This window comes from Fundidesulfovibrio sp. YSD1 (assembly GCF_055397115.1).
Genome location: NZ_AP043666.1, coordinates 1,386,690 through 1,402,040 on the forward strand (window position 1 = coordinate 1,386,690; position 15,351 = coordinate 1,402,040).

Below are 15,351 nucleotides of genomic sequence, written 5' to 3' on the forward strand. Positions count from 1 at the left end.
GGCTACGGTCCTTTGGCGCATGTGGTGTAGACCAGAATGCGTCCGAAGTTGGGGGCTGGGTTGACCCAGCCCAGGTTGTCATCCGTGGTGAGCAGTCGCAGGTGGACTTGCCATTGCGTGGCGCTCATGTCCGTGGCCCAGGCCTGGAATGCTGTAATCGGCGGTGCATCCGCACCTGCGGCTGCTAGCGTGGGACTTACGAAAATCTGGGGGACGGTGCTGGAGCCAGAAGCGCAGACCGGCTTGTCCACCACCTGACCGTCCACTGCCAGGAACGCGTTCTTGAGCAACATCGAGTTGCCGCTGTCCGCCACGATCTCCATCTTGCCGTTCCGGCAGACATAGAAACCTTGCTCCGCATCAAGAAACAGCCGTCCTTCCGTGTCTGAGTCGCACGCCTCCGTGGTCAGCGGGCGGGGAGTGAACTGCGCCTCGTGCAGGTTCCGGATCGAGTGGTCCGTCATGTCGATGTCAGTCTGCATCTGGTTCAGCTCCGGGTGGCCAGGGACGCCGACCCGATAGAGAAAGTCCTGCCCGAGGCTGCTCGAATCGAAAGTGGAGAGCGAACCGAGATGGCCAGCGCCCGGGGAGGGAATGCCCACGCTGGCCAAGTCCAGCGACCAGCCGCCGAATGCTCCTTGGAGGACGTTGGAGGACTGGCCGGGCACGTCGCCGGTGGGGATGAAGCCACCGGAGCCGCCGACCATGGCGGCGGCTGAGGGCACCAGGGCGGAGGCAAAGCGTGGAGCGCGTGGGGTGGCTCCCTGACCTCCCGTGGTAAGCACCACGGCCTGAAGGGTATTTGAGGACGGTTGGCGGAAGTATATCTGGTAAGTCTGGCCCCACACGTTGCGTCCTGCAAAGCCGACCGGCAGCAGGTTTTCGACAATCAGGGCCGTCGTATCGATAACCGGCCCGCTACTGGCCGTTGTCTGAGTCACAAGCGTGGCCTGGTGCTTGCGGGTGTACCCGGCGGCCGCTTTGCTGACCACGGCCAGTTGGTCGGCTGCCTGTCGTTTTGCCATTTCATCCGAGCCCTGCATCCACAGGTTGGCCAAGATGGGCAGCAACAACATCATGATGATGAGAGCACCAACAACTTCGATGAGCTTCATGGGTTACTCCGTGCTCACAATACTGACGAGACTACCATTGGGAACGAAGGCGGGCACAGGCGTTACACCTCCATAACTCGGCTCCAGACGGCCGCTTTCCGCACGTCCAACCGCCAAGCTTCCCCAGAACAAGTCCTGCGCCGCCGCGATCTCATCAGCCGTGGCAGGCCCCCAGACATAGAGACGCTGGTTATCGATGCGCGCGGACCATGGCCTCATTGGGTTCCAACCTCCAGGCAGGGACAGGGATGCCAAAGCGATGTCGCCGGGGGTACGGTTGTTGGGGTACACGAACCGAAATACTGCATTGCGATACACGGCATAATTGAGCGCGACAGCCTTACCCTTTTGCGCATCAACCGGATCACGCGGAACAAACTGGATAAGGGCCAGTACACCCAACAAGAATGCTAGCACTGAAAGGATTTTCATAACTTTATCAGCCCATGCAGCATGTTGTTGCGTTGCGCACGAAGCTCTTCTTGCAATGCGCAGAGCTGATTTTCACGTATTTTCGCGCGAATGGGCATGTGCTCAGAAGTGAACGGCACCAGAAGGGATTGAGGCACCTTCTCGAATCTCGGCTCCGCCTCCAAGTCCTGAAAGATCACGGCGAGGAGCGCGGAAGCCAGGTTCTCGGGGGCGTTTGCGTCTATCTCCCTGGCCCAATTGACCAGGCGCTCCAGGGCCGCGATCAAGCTAAAACCGTGGATCGTGGCAATGACGAGCTGCTGCTTGGAGCCGAGGGCGATCCGGAGCGATTCGACCGCAGCGTGTTTCGTGCGGATTTCTCCGATAAAAATGATGTTGGGCGAGCCGAAACGGTGGCTTCTCTCGATCTTCGAGGCAAGCTCCTGCTCGCCGTGAATCTCGGACTGGAAGCAGAGGCCGTGTGAACCGTACCTTCCGCCCAGGATGTGTTCGGCAGGGTTTTCGTAGGTCACGGCGTGGCCACCGTGCAGGGTCAGTCTCTCCGCCACAAGCGCACTCGCGGTCGTGGTCTTACCTGAGGCCTGGGCACCGGCGATGAGGATGAGTCCCTGGCGTTGTTCGGGACGCAGCAACCACTCAACCAGGAACTTAGGCAGACCCAGGCTGGTCAAGGCAGGAACCTTGGACGGTATCCGGCGCAGGAACCAGGTCCGCCCTGAGTCCACATCCTGGAGGTCAGCGACGCGGTAGAACACGCCATTGTGCTCGTACCGAAGTGTCGCCGCCTCCGGGCGTGAATCAATCGTTGGGTCCACTGTACGCCGCTCTTCCACGGCCTTGAGCAGAAGCCGGGGAAGATCCTTGACCTCGGGCAGGAACTTGGCCGGCACAGGTATGAGCTGCTGGCCGTGGCCAGGGCATCCCTTGAGAGTGGCCGTTCCGTCCGGGAGAAGTATCAAGTCGGAAAAAACCAGGTCAGAGAGCGGCATCGCGTTTCCTCGCCTTCGTTCTTTCTTGCTTTCGCTATTTCTTCTTTTCGCTCTTTCAGCCTTTCGCCCTATCTGGCTGTGAACGTGATCGTGTTGTTGTTGGTGATGTTGGCGATGATGTCCGCCACCGTGCCCGTGGACGTGTCGATGGTGGTCCCGTTGATGTCCACCGACAGCCAAGCGTCCGTCTGAAACCGTGCCAGCTTGGTGCATTGCTCCTGCGGCACTTTGGTGAGCTGGATCGAGAAGGCGGAATTGTCTGGCGAAGGCGAAATGGTCACGTCGCCACCGAACGGATTCTTGATGGTATTGCCCTTCACGAACTGCTTGGGCACCACGCCCGCCTTGAGAGCCAAGGCGTTGTCCAGACCCGAATAGTCACTGGAGCCCGAGTACATATGCTGGACCTGCATCCGCATTGTCACAATGCCCTGCTCCATGTCCGCCAGCTTGGAGCTGGAGAAGGCTGAATTCAGGCCCAAGGCCGCACTGGCGATGACGATGAGCACGATGAGCAGACTGCCGAGGGTTTCAATCAACGTCATGGTTCATACTCCAGTCGGAAGAAGTTGAGATTGAAGTGAACTAATGGACACAACGATAGCGACGACAATTCCAGTGAGCATGATTATTGCGACAAAGTTCAAAATCTTTGACCGGCGTCGAACCTGCTCAACACCATCTGACATCCACTCCTTAGCAAGATCGTGGATGTTTTCATGAAAAGCAGGAAGCCCTGAATAGACGCGCATATCATCAATCAAATCACGGTCTGGAAACTCAAATCCAGCATCATACATGCTTTCTCCAAGATTTTTTCCAAGACCAACATGCTCTTGAATTGCAACAAGTCTTTCACGAAGATATGGAGACACACTTTTGGAGTTAATCATTGCCTCCATGATATGAGACAGCTGCATTCCCGCGCGCATGAGCGTGGACAACGTGAAGAGCCACACAGTACCAACGGTCAGCCGGTAAATAGACCAAGGCGGCAGGGATTCGACCAGGTGTCGCCCTTTGCCCGTCCAGGCAGGCAGGGTCGCAAGGGCGGCGAGGACAAGAGCGAGGAAAGAGATCAGCGTGGCCACACCCAAGGGTGAAGCGACAAAATCCGTGACGGCGTAGAACAGGGCGGCCGCTCCGGTCCAGGACGTAGGGTCGGAAAGCACGGCCAACTTCGGCATAACCACCACGGACACCACGACAAGCAGGACCAGGACCATGCCAAAAAGCAGGCAGGGATAAGCCAGAGCGCTCAAGACAGACTGGGCGATCCCTCGTCTAGACGCGAGCAGCAGCGCAGCCAGGTCCAGACCTTCGGAGAGCCGCCCGGAGTGCTGGCCTCCCGAAATGAGCATGACCTCCTCGGGACTGGCGTACCCGGCGAGCGAGACCCCGAGATTATGTCCACGGTCATAAGTCTCAAGTACCCGCGTGAACACAAGGGCAGACGGCGAGCGGCGATCCAGCGCGCGGCGCTCCATTTGCTGGAGACTTTGGGACAGGCTCATGCCGTGGCGGATTTGCGCTGAGAGCTTGCGCCAGGTGCGTTCGCGCACACGGCTGCCAAACGACATTTGGGCAAGGAATTCAGCCAGGCCTTCTCGCGAAATGAACGTCATCATTTGCGAACTCGATAGGTCTTGTGGAAGTTGAGCGGGACGCCGAGCTGCTCCTCCGCCATGGCGGGGTCAACCGTGCCATTCTGGATGAGCGTGACAGCATTGTTCAGGTATGTCGTGCCGCCCTTGTCGTTGAGCCAGTAGTCCGAGGCTTCGGTGTATTGGCCTTTCCTCAGCCGTCGAAGCATCTCCTGATCCATGTCGATCACTTCCGCAGCCACAGTCCGGCTCACAACGCCACGCTGTTTGCACTTTTCGCAGCCAGGGCCGCGAACGTGCACGGCATCCATGTCATCACAGACTGACGAGAGGCGCGTCAGAACATCAGAATCGATGTGCCTCCCAAGCGTCTCGCGCGTCAGCGAGAACAACTTGATTTTGCACTCCGGGCACAGCACGGGCAAAAGGCGCTGATACACAAGGCTCGCAAGCACGTTGTCGTGGCAGATGTGGTCCAGCGGGTTGGCGAAGTCCTTGGCCATGAGGCTGGCCAGGCGCGTGACGATGCCCAGGGCATCGCTGGCGTGGAGCGTGGTCCAACAGGCATGGCTCGTGAGCGATATTTCGATGGCGGCTGTCGCGGCCTCGACGTACCGAATCTCACCAATCATGATGGTGTCGGGGTCGCCGCGCATTGAGCCTGCAACCGCATCCGAGTAGTTCTCCGACCGGGAAAGCTTGCTGTTCGTGCCCACGCGGACTTGGCGCACGCCCTTCATCGGCACTTCCGGCGGGTCTTCGATGGAGTAGTACGAGCGGCCGGGGCTATTTGCCACCAGCGACTCCATCACGTGCTTGAGCGCGGTGCTTTTGCCGGAGCCAGTAGGACCGGAGATTATGTGCAGGCCGGTGCGCCTGGCCTGCGTTTCCAGAATCCTGCACTGATCCGGCATGTACCCAAGCGTTGTCAGTCGCTCGGTGAGCGTCCCCGACGCCGTTGTTCCATCGTAAAGCAGGCGAAGCGCCATGGACGTTCCAAGACCGTCCTCACCTTGCGAACACTCAATAGGTTCGCAGTGCACGCGAACCGAATGCACACTTGGAGGCAAATACTTTTTGTCATGAATCCTGCCGTCCTGGCGGTCAGTGCGATAGAACGAGGCCGAGTCGCCCATGGCTAGGGATTGATAGATCGTCGAGATCAAAGTCTTTCCAAACTTCTCCCCGAGCTGCGTATAGTCTTCCAAAAGCCCAAGAACACGGAATTGTACAATCGTATAACTTCCGTAATCGATTATATGAATATCGGAGGCGTCACTTTGACGCGCCTTCTTGATTAGATCAGCAGCATAGGCCTGCACTTCATTCTTCGTCGCCTCCTTTGCAACTCGATGAGAGAATTTTTTATCGAAATCATCAGGGTGATGAAACTTGTATTCAGTAACGCCTCTGCGCCGCATGGTTTCCACCATGGAAACCATCTCCAGGTTGCCCTTGAGTTCGTTGGAGAGGTGTAAAATCCCGTTAACAAGAGCCACACGCTGCTTGATCTTGTCCGGTATGAAAGGCAGGAAGTTGGACGTATCGGAAAGAATAGGACGTTCCATCACGATGCTCCTACTCAAAGCGGTAGGTGATGACGGACTTGCCAGTTTTCACGGCTACACCGTCGCGGGTTATGCTGCTCACAATGCCGCCACCGAAGCTCTCGCCCACCTTGACCGTGGTGAGCTTGCCCCTAGCCCGAATCGTGGCGGTGGTTGAGCCGTCAACACCTTGGACAGACACAACGACGGGGGCCGTTTCCCGTTGTTTTTCCGGTGTCCTGGCAGGCGGCGGAGTCCCCTGAACAGCAGGTGGCGGGGTAAGGACAGCGACAGGAGCCTTGCTGATCTGCTTTTCCTTCTCCTGGGCAATGGCCGTGCGGAGTTTGGTTTCCTCCAGCTCGGCCCTGAGCGATGTCAGGACGGCCAGGTTTCCGGCGCTCTGATCCGGCACGGGAAACGGCGCGCCCTTGATGGGCTCGCCAGCCGGTTTCGGTTTGCTTTCAGGGGCGGCCGGAACCGGCTTCGCTCTCGGCTCAGGAGAGTTCCTCGCCACCTTGACGGAGGGCGGAGACGCGGACGCGGAGGGAGTGCCAGGCGGCCAGAAGTCAAGCCGCGAAGCCATGAAGGCCAGCGACACGGCTGACAGAACTCCTCCCAGAACGAAGAAGAGCTGTTTTCCCTTATTTCGAGCCTGATTCAACAGCATAAATTGCTCCTTTCATCGTCCAAACGTCTTTGCTTAACTCGATCCGCGTGAGGATCATGCCAGGCATGGTCGTGAAAACATCAGGGAATGAGGCGTCAGCAATCACGGCGGCGGGTATTGAGTTGAATTCCCACTGACCAGAAATCCAGGGCGCCACCACTTCAACATTATCAATGACGCGCTTTTCCGGAGGATTGAAAGAGAGCTTCAAACGACAACCAATCGCTTGCACAGCCTGATAAAACAGTCTCGTGCAATCCTGACGCGAAAGAAGAGTCGATGAAGAACCTGGAGAGCGCTTAACCGCCGGAAGCGCCAGACGAGAGGTTGACCTTTGGGGCGTGTCCACCCGGGCAGCCATCGGCAGGCGAACGTAACTTGCGCCTGGACGGTAACCCCAGGACAACACGAGGGATGAGCCCTCCCAATGCACGCCCTCCAACTCCCAGCCGGAGACCACAGTGGGGAGGGCCAGCATCTCGGCCAGCGCTTGGCGTAGAGTTCCGTCAACGTCAGGCGCGTCGTGCCACGGCCGGGGAAATACTTTCTCTGGATTGGCTTGGAGTTCCCTGCGCTGTTGCTCCTTGTTTTGCTGGGCAAGCCGGATCGCGTCGACGCGCTTCTGTTCCGCCTGGTGATCGAGGATAGCTTTGACAGCGTAACCTCCGCCAAGGAGCCCAGCGACGAGTCCGGCTGCAAGGATCAGCGTCCTGCGGCGTTCTGGCTGGGGATACAGAGGCACCAAGGCCGGGCTTCTACGAGAGGAGAGGCGCGCGCGCAGCCACGAGTCCAGGAGAGGCGTGAGCCAGGCCACGCTTTCATCCAGCGTTTCACAGACGATCCGGTCCTCGAAATCCGTGTCCATGAGGCCACGGAGAGACAGGATCGCGGCTTCCGCCTCCTGGCGGGAGGTGAATACGCGATCTCCCATGCCGACAATCAAGGACTGCGACGTGGCGTACATCCACCAAAACGGACCATCAGCATCCTCCAGTCGAAAGAGGCCGAGGAACGATGGCGAAGGAATCTGAATAGACGCGGCCAGGGCACGCACTTGTCGCCACCCCTGGACATTTACGGCGGCACCAAAACCGTGTTGCCGCTGACGGAAGGCCAGCACATTGAAATCCGGGTCCATGCGCTTGGCTTCCTGGCGCAAATCCGCGAGCGTGAGTCTGGAACTGCCCAGCCCCCATTGCAGCCCGACGGCGAAATGGGCCTTGCCGATCACAACCCGGCGCATATCATACCTCGCCGGATTCCACGGAAATGGTGATGACCAGCAGTGTCTTGCCGTAGTCGGACTGACGTCCGCCAGTGATGATGCCGAGCTGGTTCTTTGCGCCCCGTTTCTCTTTCTCGAAGCCGGACAGGACGAGCGTTTGCCCCATTTTCAGCGCCGCACGCTGGGCAAAAGCTTGGGTGGATACCTGCGGAAGCTGAACCGTCACGTCCGCAGTCTTGAACTCCTGCATGCTGTCGAGACTGGATATATTGACGTTGTATTGCAGAATTACACGGCGCTGATCCAGGATGTGAGGTATGACCGTCATCGAAAACCCGGTCGTCACCTCACCCGGCTGAACCATGGTGGTGTTGGCCACCGTGGTCTGGGACGTGCCCACGCCAGCCAAGTACGCGTGGCGCTCGATGGCCATGGCAGGGATCGGCTGATTGCTCATGGCCAAGCCACCGGCCGACGTGACCTGGGAGGCCTTCCCCCATTGCTTGAGAGCCTTCAGAACTGCGGTGGAGCCCTTGAGCTTGCCGGAGACGATGGTTGCCGCCGCCGTGCTTATGTCGCCGCCCGCGACAAGACTTCCCGCGACGACCTTGATGTCGTTGTTCTCAAAAATGGCTTGCAGGTTCACCGAGCCATCAAGGGAATCCGTGACCGTGAGCTGCCAGACCTGAATCGTAAGGGCGACCTGGCGCGAGATGCGGGCGTTCACGTCGTCGATGTAAGCCGAAACCTGCCGAAGAGCCTGCGGCGTGTCGCGGACCGTGAGAGTACCAGCCACCTGGTTGATGACCACATTCCCCTTCGGCGACAGGAGCGCCTTGACCGCTTTTTCCGTGTCCCCCCAGACATCGAAAGACAGCGTGGTGGTGTTGCTTTGCGCAGTCTGGGTGGACGTATCCGCGTTTTGCACCGTCTGGCCGACGCTGCTTCCGAGCCCAACCGTGGCTGCGCTCAATTCTTTGGATTTGTTCGTCAACCGATTGTCGTAAGAGACCTTGCCCGGAGCGCCCTGGATCACGAATGTCTTCACGAGGGTCTTGGCGAATACGACCTGGTTCTTCCCTGCGTCATAGTCCCAGCCGAAGCCTGAGAGGACGGCCACATGATCCAGGAGACCCTTCAGCGCGCCCTCATAGGACACAGAGATTTGTCCGGACAGATACGGGGCGGTGCTGGAGCTGGAGCCCCCCGATCCCCCTTCGAGCAGCGCCTCCAGCTTGGCGTCGATCTCTGCTGGCGCGGGCTGTTGGGTCTGGGGCTGGGGTTGCGGTTGGCGGGGTTCAGGCTTAGCCAGAGGAGCCTTGGAATCCTCATCAAGATAGACCTGGACCGGGATGCCCACGAGTTCGCCGATGGCCGTGGCCACAGTTGACAAGCTGCCCCTGCGCTTGAACGTCACTTGGCGGTTGAGGATTGGGCTGACCATGGAATTCAGCGGCACAGACTGAGCACCCAAGTAGGGCTCATCCGTGACCTCCACCGTCCTGGACCGGCTTTGATCTTTCCACTTCTCGCCTTGTTGCTCGACTTCACGGACGGACTTGTCCAGCTTCTTCATGTCCGCGCAGCCCCCCATGGCCAGCGCCAAGATCAGCACGACCAGCACCGGCATCAATTTCCGATTCAACGTCACTTGTCCTTCTCCTTCTTTACGACTGATGGCCGTGTTGTGTTCAGTCACTCCTCTCTGTACAAAGAGCTTACTCATGCTCACCCTTTTGCCCCCGCCCGGGAGGAGATTCGAAGTGGACGAAAAGCAGTTCCAAGAACTCAAGAATGAAATTCGCATGGCTGCGCGAGCAGTGGTCGCATCAAACCTCGTTATTGCGTACAATCTCAACCGCAGCACAAACACAAGTGACCACGATGATAAATTGATTGGAATGCATCGATATTTTTTCAAAAAACTATCCGAGTGACATGACCATAAAAACATACTGTTAGTCCTCAGCAACTTCTAGAACCTTGTTGCCCTTGAAGACCGTAACTCGGAGCGGAAAACCGCTTCGGTGCAGACTGGAGAACAGTTGTCGAATCGCATCAACGAACGAGCCATTGAACGAAGCTGTTGATTGCATTTCGAGGTCGCACGAGGCGCGCCAAATTACCCGGTAGTTAGCCCTAATGGCCCAACCTTGAATTTGACCGTGCAGGCTCCCAGGGCTGATCCTCCACGGGTCCGGTTCCTCGGGAACGGCAGTCTTTGGCTCTTCCACTTTGGAGCCGGACAGCTCTGCAAGCGCATCCTGAACAGGAGACGGCCCAGATGGGGCAGACCCGGCCGGAGTTGCAGCCGGAACCGGGTCTGCCGGTTTGGGAGGGACGGACAGGGCGACGGGAGCAGCGGGGGCAAGAGCGCCCGCCGGAGACTGCCCCCGGGAATTGGATTCGACCAAAGGCTTGGAAGGCCGGTCACGATTGGTTTCCTGCGGGGCAACCGTGCTCAAGGCCGGGTCAGGACTCTGCACAAAGACCTTGCGACCTGGCTCCAGCACCGTCTCCGGCCGGACCTGGTTCCATCGGCAAAAATCCGCAACCGCAATCCGCTTGCTCTTAGCGTAGCGCGACGCCGAACTCTTGACCCGGACCGTGGCCATGGGGGTGGCGTGCGTGGATTTCTGCTCTGCGGGAGTGCTCACGGCCCTTGGCGAAACGGGGACCGGGATGTCAGTGGCCTCGGTGGGTACGCCTGGCGAAGCCGGGGGGCTCGCCGCGGCAGGTTCGTCCGGCAGCGTCTTGGATTCGAGTGGCCGTGTTTCCGACGACGAGGGTGTAGGAGGCGACTCCAAAGCAGCAGGCGCGGAATAGGCGGACAGCTCTCGGACTATTCCGAAGGCTTCACCCTCGGAGGTCCGGACCTGGAGGTAGCAGGTGGGCGGCACCTGATCCTTGATGAGGTCCAGCGTGTACCCGACCTGAAGTGAGCCGGAGGGGACCACGGAAAAGTCCAGGGCGCGCAGGGCGGCCCGAAGGTCGCGGTTGAAATCCGTGGCGTCGGTTCCGACGCCCAGAGTCGTTTGCGCCGGAGTATACCGGCGTGCCAGTTCTTCGGCGGCCGCGCTGGCCAGGGCGTAGGACACGCCGGGATAGGCCGCGCTCACGCCGTCGTACACCGGCAGCCCGTGATGATCGTCACGATTCCGGGAATGCATCGAGCACCCTTGGAGCAGCACAAGGAGCAGAATGGGGATGATGTTGCGCATCGAAAACCTCACTTCTTCGCGGCTTTGACAGTGATGCGCTGTTGCTTCATCCCCACGCCCGAAAGCAGGGACATTTCGGCGAACACACCATCCACAACCATGGACGTGCCTTTCATTCGGAAGTTGGCCAGGGTGTCCTGTCCGCCGCTCCGGACCAACAGAACCGGGGCATCACCCGACTGGATCGAGGACGGAAAGTTGATGTAGGTCTGACGGCCGTCATCGTAGACCTGAAGAGGCTTCCACGATGTGTCGCCCTTTATTTGATAATCAAAGTTGAGCTTGCTCGGGTCCGAAGGCTCGGGCTCCAGCGCTTTCATGCGCTGTTCCCTTTCGCGGGCCTCCTTGGCGTCGGAAAGTTTCTGGCGCAAGCCCGTGCCTGATCCGCCCGAGTCTTCGGGGTAGAGGAACCCCACGTAAGGGGTCAGGCCCGCCCGCTGGCTTATGAGCTTGAGGTGGTAGACTCTGCGGTCCGTGGTGATGACGGCGCTCGTCATGAGCCCGGCGTCCACCGGCTTGACCAGCACGTGGGTCGTGTTTCCGGATCGCGCCGTGTCCGCGATCCAGCGCGCCGAGTCGCCGATCACGACCTCATTGACGTTCTCACCAGGTTGCAGCTCGATGTCGCAGATGAGGTTCGGCACTCCAATGACCGTCGGGTAAGAGGCACCGTAGGTGTACATCACCTTTCCGTTGGCCGAGATCGGCGGAGCACTCTGGGTCTCCCAGGCTTCGGCCAACTTGAGCGCCTGGCGCTCCTTGGCCGTCAGAGGGATCGAGGATCGGCTAAGGTAGTCCGAGGGAGGGAGCGGGTCTGATACCCTGCCCTTCTTGCCGCCCTTGGTGAGCAAAGCTTCCATGTCCATGTCCGGACGCTCGCCCACGGGTTCGGAAGCATTTGCGGCGCTCATGGATTTGACCTTCGGAGCCGTGGCGCTCTGCCCCGCAGTCTGTGCGGTCGAGGCTTTGGCCTGGTCCGGGCCGGGAGCGGGAGCCTGCTGCGCAACCGCCGGAAGCGGCAGGGCCAGAGCGAGTATCAGCGCGGAAAGAAGGTGCTTGTACATCTCAGAGTCCTATTTCTTTGGTTCCATGATTGTGGACGAGGACATGGAGGTGACGTAGACGCCGCCTGGGTTCTTCAACACTGCGGCATCCGTGGTGGGGGGCTCGATTTGGACCGCCAAGGTTGCCTGGAACATCCCCTGGTTCATCATCACGCCTGCGTGATTCCGGGTCGTCTCGATCCACTCCACGCGCCAGGAATTGGCGCTCACCGGAGAGGGCAGGCTCTTGATGTCCACCTGGACAAGCATGTTTTTAGCGCGTTCAAATGGGTTGTTCGCCGCGTACCATTCACGCATCTGGCCTTTTGCCGCTCCTGCCACGGCATACTGGAGCCGTTCCAACATCCGTTTTTGGAGGTCGAGGTCCGCCGTCACCGTCCGCCAGTTGCTCACGAAAGTGGCCAGTTCCGCCTGGATCACGCGGGTGGGCGTGGCCGACGGCGCTGCGGCCCGCTCAACAGCTGCGACCTTGCCTAAGCTGTCCACTTCAACCACGTAGGGGACGATCTTGTTTTGCGTGGCCTGGATCACATTGCCTGCAACGGCAATTGTCGTGATACACAGACACACGATGGCGACCACCTGCCACCTTCTTTCACGTTTGATGTAATTGCCATATCGTTCGAGCCATTCCTCACGCCCGCTGAAGTATGAGGACTTCAACGTTTGCTGGGCGCTCTCACTTGGCTCAAAGTTTCTTCCTCGCAAGTCCTTTTTCGACTTCCAAAACTTCATGTGCATCTCACTGTGCTTTCAGATTGTGCTCTACATCTTCCGTCAGAACGGAACATCTGCTGACGGGAAAGCAGGTCCGAGGTCTTCTGCCGATGGAGCGGGCTCGGCATGTTCGGCCTGTTTGGGTTCGCGCTTTCCGAGGAGTTGGATGCTGTCGCGGGGGCCGCTCACAACAACCTCTGTAAAATAGCGTTTCCGGCCGGTCTTCTTGTCCTCCCAGGAGCGGGTCCGGAGCGACCCTTCGATGTAGACGTGGGAGCCTTTGTAGATGTGGGAGAAGGTGTATTCCGCCGCTCGCCCGTAGATTTTGATCCGATGCCATTCAGTGCGGCTCACCTTGTTTCCTTCACGATCCTTGTAGGATTCGTCTGTGGCCAACGTGAACTCCACGGCAGGAGTGCCGGACGGCATTGGGATGATCACCGGATCAATGCCCAGATGCCCGGCCAGACACACTTTGTTCATTCGCATTGTGATTCTCCGATCCGAATCTTGCTTTCGTCTTTTCGTGCTTTCGCCCTACGGCCTGCGGCGGCCTATACACCCGACCCGCCCTCGACTCCCCCGCCTCCTCCATTGGCGTCTCCAGAACCGCCTTGGGGCTTGGACTGCTTCATCTTCATCTCCTGGAGCCGCGACTTGAGGTGGACGCCCATGCTTTCGGCGTGGCTGAATTTGCCCTGGGGCTGCTGCCGGGCCGCCTGGTGGGCGTCCCACATTGCCTTGCCTACAGAACCGAGCCCCCCACCAGAGGCTCCCGCCACCTTGGCGGCCGTGCCAAGGTTTCGCGCGGTCTGGGCAGTGCCCAGGGCAGCCCCGGCAGCTCCGCCAATCAGGCCACCGGCCATGCCAGCCAGGCCGCTGCCCATGCCGCCGAGGCCGCTGCTCACGTTGGAGCCGGAGATGATGCCGGAGACGATGGCGGGCACTTCCTTGGTCAAGAGGAGGAGGATCAAGACGGCTGCGACGTTGGCAACCAAGTCGCCGATAGCAAGACTGTCCATGTTCATGCTGGTGATAAACTGCACCCCAATACCCGCTACTAGCGTCATCGTGAGCAGTTTGAACCCTGTCGCAAAGACATAGCGAATCACGTTAACTGCATAGTTTTTGAATAGCGTGCTACCGCCAAGACCCATCAGAAGCACAGCGGCAGCGACTCCGACGTAAGCCTCACATTTCACAAGAATCAACATGCCAGTTATTAATGCAAGACAAACTAGACACAATGAACACATTACTACATTTGCAATTCCTTCTCCAATGTCCCAAGCTGAAAAGTTCTTAAAAGAAAGCGTGACCATTTTGATTCCAATCTCCACAGGGTCTTCGATGTCGAATGAAGCTGTATTCTTTGCAAGAGAAGGAAGGCCTTTAATAATTCCGCTTGTCCATTCTTCATAATTTTGCAAACACCAGAGAAAGAAGCCGACAGTAATGATCATCATCATAAATTGCTTTAGAATACTTGGTATATCGTCGCGATTGAGAGCAACGTTGACACCAAGTAAAGCAACACTAAGAAGAACGCACAGTTTAAACAATGAAAGTGCTGCGTTTTTTAATGGCTCGACCCACTGTTGCGTTGCCTGCTCATATTTTCCGACTATCTGGCCTATGATCGACTTCCCGGAAGCAGTCTGCGCAACAGAATCCCCTTGCATGGCAAACATGATTATTGTAGATAATGCCAACACAACCACAAAGGAGTATGTGATGCGCACTACGTTCTTCATGTCTCTCTTCCTTGTTCTTGCAGTCTCGCTGTCAGCGTGCAACGATTCAGCAAAGATTAACGAGTTGACGAAGACCAACGCTACCCTCAACGCAGAACTTCAAGAATGCCGAGCAGCCGCAAAGAAAACAGCCATTCAAGAAGAACAAAATAAAAAATCACTTGAATCATTAGAGCGAGTTGAAAAAGAGAAAATGAATAAGACAAAATTCTAAAATTGAGTCTTATTTATTGATTCTTCTTCGACTCTTTTCAGGCTTTCCAGCGCCTTTGCATTTTGTTCGTCTTTGACTTGCTGCCTCTTGCTTTCATAAGCCTGCTTCTGGATGTCAGGCTGAGAGACAACAGCAAGGAGCGACCGGAGCTTCTGCATTTCTTGAAGCTGCATTGCGGCAATCTGATTGCCCGACTGGATCGCCTGCATCTGGCCCTCGGGCGTCTCAAGAAGGTCGTCGAGCTGGGAATCCAGTTCGGCGGCCTTCTCTTCCAAATCCTGAATATGTTTCCCCGAAGCCTGGAACGCGGCCTCTTGCGACCGGTCCAGTTCTTCCGCCATCTTTTTGAACATCTCCCGGTACTGCTTGGGTGCATCCGCAAGCTTGGCCACGCCTTCCAGGGTGCTCCGGCCGGTGTAGACTGCACGGTAAATCTGGCTCAGGCCTGAAGCGTCGCCACGCAGGACATCCAACTCTTTTGTCAGTGACATGAGCTTGCTGAATTCGCCCTTGACCTGGCCGATGATCTTGCTAGGGAGTCTCATGGTGTTCTGAAGCATGTTCTGGTATTGGTCGAACGTGGTCATTACGAGCTGTATTTGTTGCTCCGTCTGTTTCAAAGCCTCGGCAACCTGAGTGTACACTTCCTTCAGCTTCTCAAGATTCGTGACACGATCAAGAGCTTGTGTGAATTGTTCACTACAGTTAGAGCACCAAACAACTTGTGCATTGCTCTGGTTGTTCATCGACATAATGACAAGAAAAAGAATCGCTAAAAAAATAGTCTTCATCACTTCCTCCT

At 57.8% G+C, this 15,351-nt stretch carries 17 protein-coding genes; 2 read left to right on the forward strand and 15 right to left on the reverse strand.

Annotated elements, in window-relative coordinates; genetic code table 11:
* Positions 1–2 precede the first annotated feature (2 nt).
* The 9 genes from pilV to ACZ5V4_RS06475 all read right to left on the reverse strand — a co-directional run bounded on the left by pilV (position 3) and on the right by ACZ5V4_RS06475 (position 9,305).
* Positions 3–1,115 (reverse strand): shufflon system plasmid conjugative transfer pilus tip adhesin PilV, encoded by a 1,113-nt coding sequence (gene pilV, locus ACZ5V4_RS06435; RefSeq protein WP_464317353.1) that lies wholly within the window; start codon positions 1,113–1,115, stop codon positions 3–5.
* A 3-nt stretch (positions 1,116–1,118) separates the two neighbouring features.
* Complete coding sequence (pilM, locus tag ACZ5V4_RS06440; protein WP_464317354.1) at positions 1,119–1,547, reverse strand: type IV pilus biogenesis protein PilM; 429 nt, start codon at positions 1,545–1,547, stop codon at positions 1,119–1,121.
* Complete coding sequence (locus tag ACZ5V4_RS06445; RefSeq protein WP_464317355.1) at positions 1,544–2,536, reverse strand: ATPase, T2SS/T4P/T4SS family; 993 nt, start codon at positions 2,534–2,536, stop codon at positions 1,544–1,546. Before ACZ5V4_RS06445 ends, pilM begins: the two co-directional genes overlap by 4 nt.
* Positions 2,537–2,604: 68 nt before the next feature.
* Entirely contained in the window at positions 2,605–3,081 is a 477-nt protein-coding gene (locus ACZ5V4_RS06450) for a type 4 pilus major pilin (protein WP_464317356.1), read from the reverse strand.
* 3 nt (positions 3,082–3,084) lie between these two features.
* Positions 3,085–4,164 (reverse strand): type II secretion system F family protein, encoded by a 1,080-nt coding sequence (locus ACZ5V4_RS06455; protein ID WP_464317357.1) that lies wholly within the window; start codon positions 4,162–4,164, stop codon positions 3,085–3,087.
* Positions 4,161–5,708, reverse strand: a complete 1,548-nt coding sequence (locus tag ACZ5V4_RS06460) for a GspE/PulE family protein (protein WP_464317358.1) — start codon at positions 5,706–5,708, stop codon at positions 4,161–4,163. Before ACZ5V4_RS06460 ends, ACZ5V4_RS06455 begins: the two co-directional genes overlap by 4 nt.
* A gap of 10 nt (positions 5,709–5,718) precedes the next feature.
* Positions 5,719–6,354 carry a type IV pilus biogenesis protein PilP gene (pilP, locus tag ACZ5V4_RS06465; protein ID WP_464317359.1) on the reverse strand — a complete coding sequence of 212 codons (636 nt, stop codon included), beginning with the start codon at positions 6,352–6,354 and terminating at the stop codon, positions 5,719–5,721.
* Complete coding sequence (gene pilO2, locus ACZ5V4_RS06470; protein ID WP_464317360.1) at positions 6,329–7,597, reverse strand: type 4b pilus protein PilO2; 1,269 nt, start codon at positions 7,595–7,597, stop codon at positions 6,329–6,331. The genes pilP and pilO2 overlap by 26 nt, the downstream gene beginning before the upstream one ends.
* Before the next feature lies 1 nt (position 7,598).
* A complete protein-coding gene (locus tag ACZ5V4_RS06475) occupies positions 7,599–9,305 on the reverse strand; it encodes a pilus assembly protein (RefSeq protein WP_464317361.1) in 1,707 nt (568 codons plus the stop codon).
* Between the two features lie 37 nt (positions 9,306–9,342).
* On the opposite strand from ACZ5V4_RS06475, the gene ACZ5V4_RS06480 reads away from it, so the two are divergent.
* Positions 9,343–9,516, forward strand: coding sequence for a hypothetical protein (locus tag ACZ5V4_RS06480; protein WP_464317362.1), 174 nt, complete (start codon positions 9,343–9,345; stop codon positions 9,514–9,516).
* A 21-nt stretch (positions 9,517–9,537) separates the two neighbouring features.
* On the opposite strand, the gene ACZ5V4_RS06485 is transcribed toward ACZ5V4_RS06480, so the two are convergent.
* From ACZ5V4_RS06485 to trbL, 5 genes are all read right to left on the reverse strand, one after another.
* A complete protein-coding gene (locus ACZ5V4_RS06485) occupies positions 9,538–10,800 on the reverse strand; it encodes a toxin co-regulated pilus biosynthesis Q family protein (RefSeq protein WP_464317363.1) in 1,263 nt (420 codons plus the stop codon).
* An 8-nt stretch (positions 10,801–10,808) separates the two neighbouring features.
* Positions 10,809–11,864, reverse strand: coding sequence for a P-type conjugative transfer protein TrbG (trbG, locus tag ACZ5V4_RS06490; protein ID WP_464317364.1), 1,056 nt, complete (start codon positions 11,862–11,864; stop codon positions 10,809–10,811).
* A 9-nt stretch (positions 11,865–11,873) separates the two neighbouring features.
* Entirely contained in the window at positions 11,874–12,599 is a 726-nt protein-coding gene (locus ACZ5V4_RS06495; RefSeq protein ID WP_464317365.1) for a VirB8/TrbF family protein, read from the reverse strand.
* A 42-nt stretch (positions 12,600–12,641) separates the two neighbouring features.
* On the reverse strand, positions 12,642–13,070 hold the full coding sequence (locus ACZ5V4_RS06500) for a single-stranded DNA-binding protein (RefSeq protein ID WP_464317366.1): 429 nt from the start codon (positions 13,068–13,070) through the stop codon (positions 12,642–12,644).
* Between the two features lie 65 nt (positions 13,071–13,135).
* Positions 13,136–14,335, reverse strand: a complete 1,200-nt coding sequence (trbL, locus tag ACZ5V4_RS06505; RefSeq protein ID WP_464317367.1) for a P-type conjugative transfer protein TrbL — start codon at positions 14,333–14,335, stop codon at positions 13,136–13,138.
* Between trbL and ACZ5V4_RS06510 the strand changes: the two genes are divergently transcribed.
* Positions 14,316–14,549, forward strand: a complete 234-nt coding sequence (locus tag ACZ5V4_RS06510) for a hypothetical protein (protein ID WP_464317368.1) — start codon at positions 14,316–14,318, stop codon at positions 14,547–14,549. The two genes, trbL and ACZ5V4_RS06510, sit on opposite strands and share 20 nt — an antisense overlap.
* Here the strand turns inward: ACZ5V4_RS06510 and trbJ are convergent.
* Positions 14,546–15,340: a P-type conjugative transfer protein TrbJ gene (trbJ, locus tag ACZ5V4_RS06515; RefSeq protein ID WP_464317369.1), complete on the reverse strand. Its 795-nt coding sequence runs from the start codon at positions 15,338–15,340 to the stop codon at positions 14,546–14,548. The two genes, ACZ5V4_RS06510 and trbJ, sit on opposite strands and share 4 nt — an antisense overlap.
* Positions 15,341–15,351: the final 11 nt, after the last annotated feature.

What these genes read in the sequence shown, in the direction of transcription:
- pilV (WP_464317353.1), bottom strand. Translation starts at nt 1,115, where the DNA reads ATGAAGCTCATCGAAGTTGTTGGTGCTCTCATCATCATGATGTTGTTG.
- pilM (WP_464317354.1), bottom strand. Translation starts at nt 1,547, where the DNA reads ATGAAAATCCTTTCAGTGCTAGCATTCTTGTTGGGTGTACTGGCCCTT.
- ACZ5V4_RS06445 (WP_464317355.1), bottom strand. Translation starts at nt 2,536, where the DNA reads ATGCCGCTCTCTGACCTGGTTTTTTCCGACTTGATACTTCTCCCGGAC.
- ACZ5V4_RS06450 (WP_464317356.1), bottom strand. Translation starts at nt 3,081, where the DNA reads ATGACGTTGATTGAAACCCTCGGCAGTCTGCTCATCGTGCTCATCGTC.
- ACZ5V4_RS06455 (WP_464317357.1), bottom strand. Translation starts at nt 4,164, where the DNA reads ATGATGACGTTCATTTCGCGAGAAGGCCTGGCTGAATTCCTTGCCCAA.
- ACZ5V4_RS06460 (WP_464317358.1), bottom strand. Translation starts at nt 5,708, where the DNA reads ATGGAACGTCCTATTCTTTCCGATACGTCCAACTTCCTGCCTTTCATA.
- pilP (WP_464317359.1), bottom strand. Translation starts at nt 6,354, where the DNA reads ATGCTGTTGAATCAGGCTCGAAATAAGGGAAAACAGCTCTTCTTCGTT.
- pilO2 (WP_464317360.1), bottom strand. Translation starts at nt 7,597, where the DNA reads ATGCGCCGGGTTGTGATCGGCAAGGCCCATTTCGCCGTCGGGCTGCAA.
- ACZ5V4_RS06475 (WP_464317361.1), bottom strand. Translation starts at nt 9,305, where the DNA reads ATGAGTAAGCTCTTTGTACAGAGAGGAGTGACTGAACACAACACGGCC.
- ACZ5V4_RS06485 (WP_464317363.1), bottom strand. Translation starts at nt 10,800, where the DNA reads ATGCGCAACATCATCCCCATTCTGCTCCTTGTGCTGCTCCAAGGGTGC.
- trbG (WP_464317364.1), bottom strand. Translation starts at nt 11,864, where the DNA reads ATGTACAAGCACCTTCTTTCCGCGCTGATACTCGCTCTGGCCCTGCCG.
- ACZ5V4_RS06495 (WP_464317365.1), bottom strand. Translation starts at nt 12,599, where the DNA reads ATGAAGTTTTGGAAGTCGAAAAAGGACTTGCGAGGAAGAAACTTTGAG.
- ACZ5V4_RS06500 (WP_464317366.1), bottom strand. Translation starts at nt 13,070, where the DNA reads ATGCGAATGAACAAAGTGTGTCTGGCCGGGCATCTGGGCATTGATCCG.
- ACZ5V4_RS06510 (WP_464317368.1), top strand. Translation starts at nt 14,316, where the DNA reads ATGCGCACTACGTTCTTCATGTCTCTCTTCCTTGTTCTTGCAGTCTCG.
- trbL (WP_464317367.1), bottom strand. Translation starts at nt 14,335, where the DNA reads ATGAAGAACGTAGTGCGCATCACATACTCCTTTGTGGTTGTGTTGGCA.
- trbJ (WP_464317369.1), bottom strand. Translation starts at nt 15,340, where the DNA reads ATGAAGACTATTTTTTTAGCGATTCTTTTTCTTGTCATTATGTCGATG.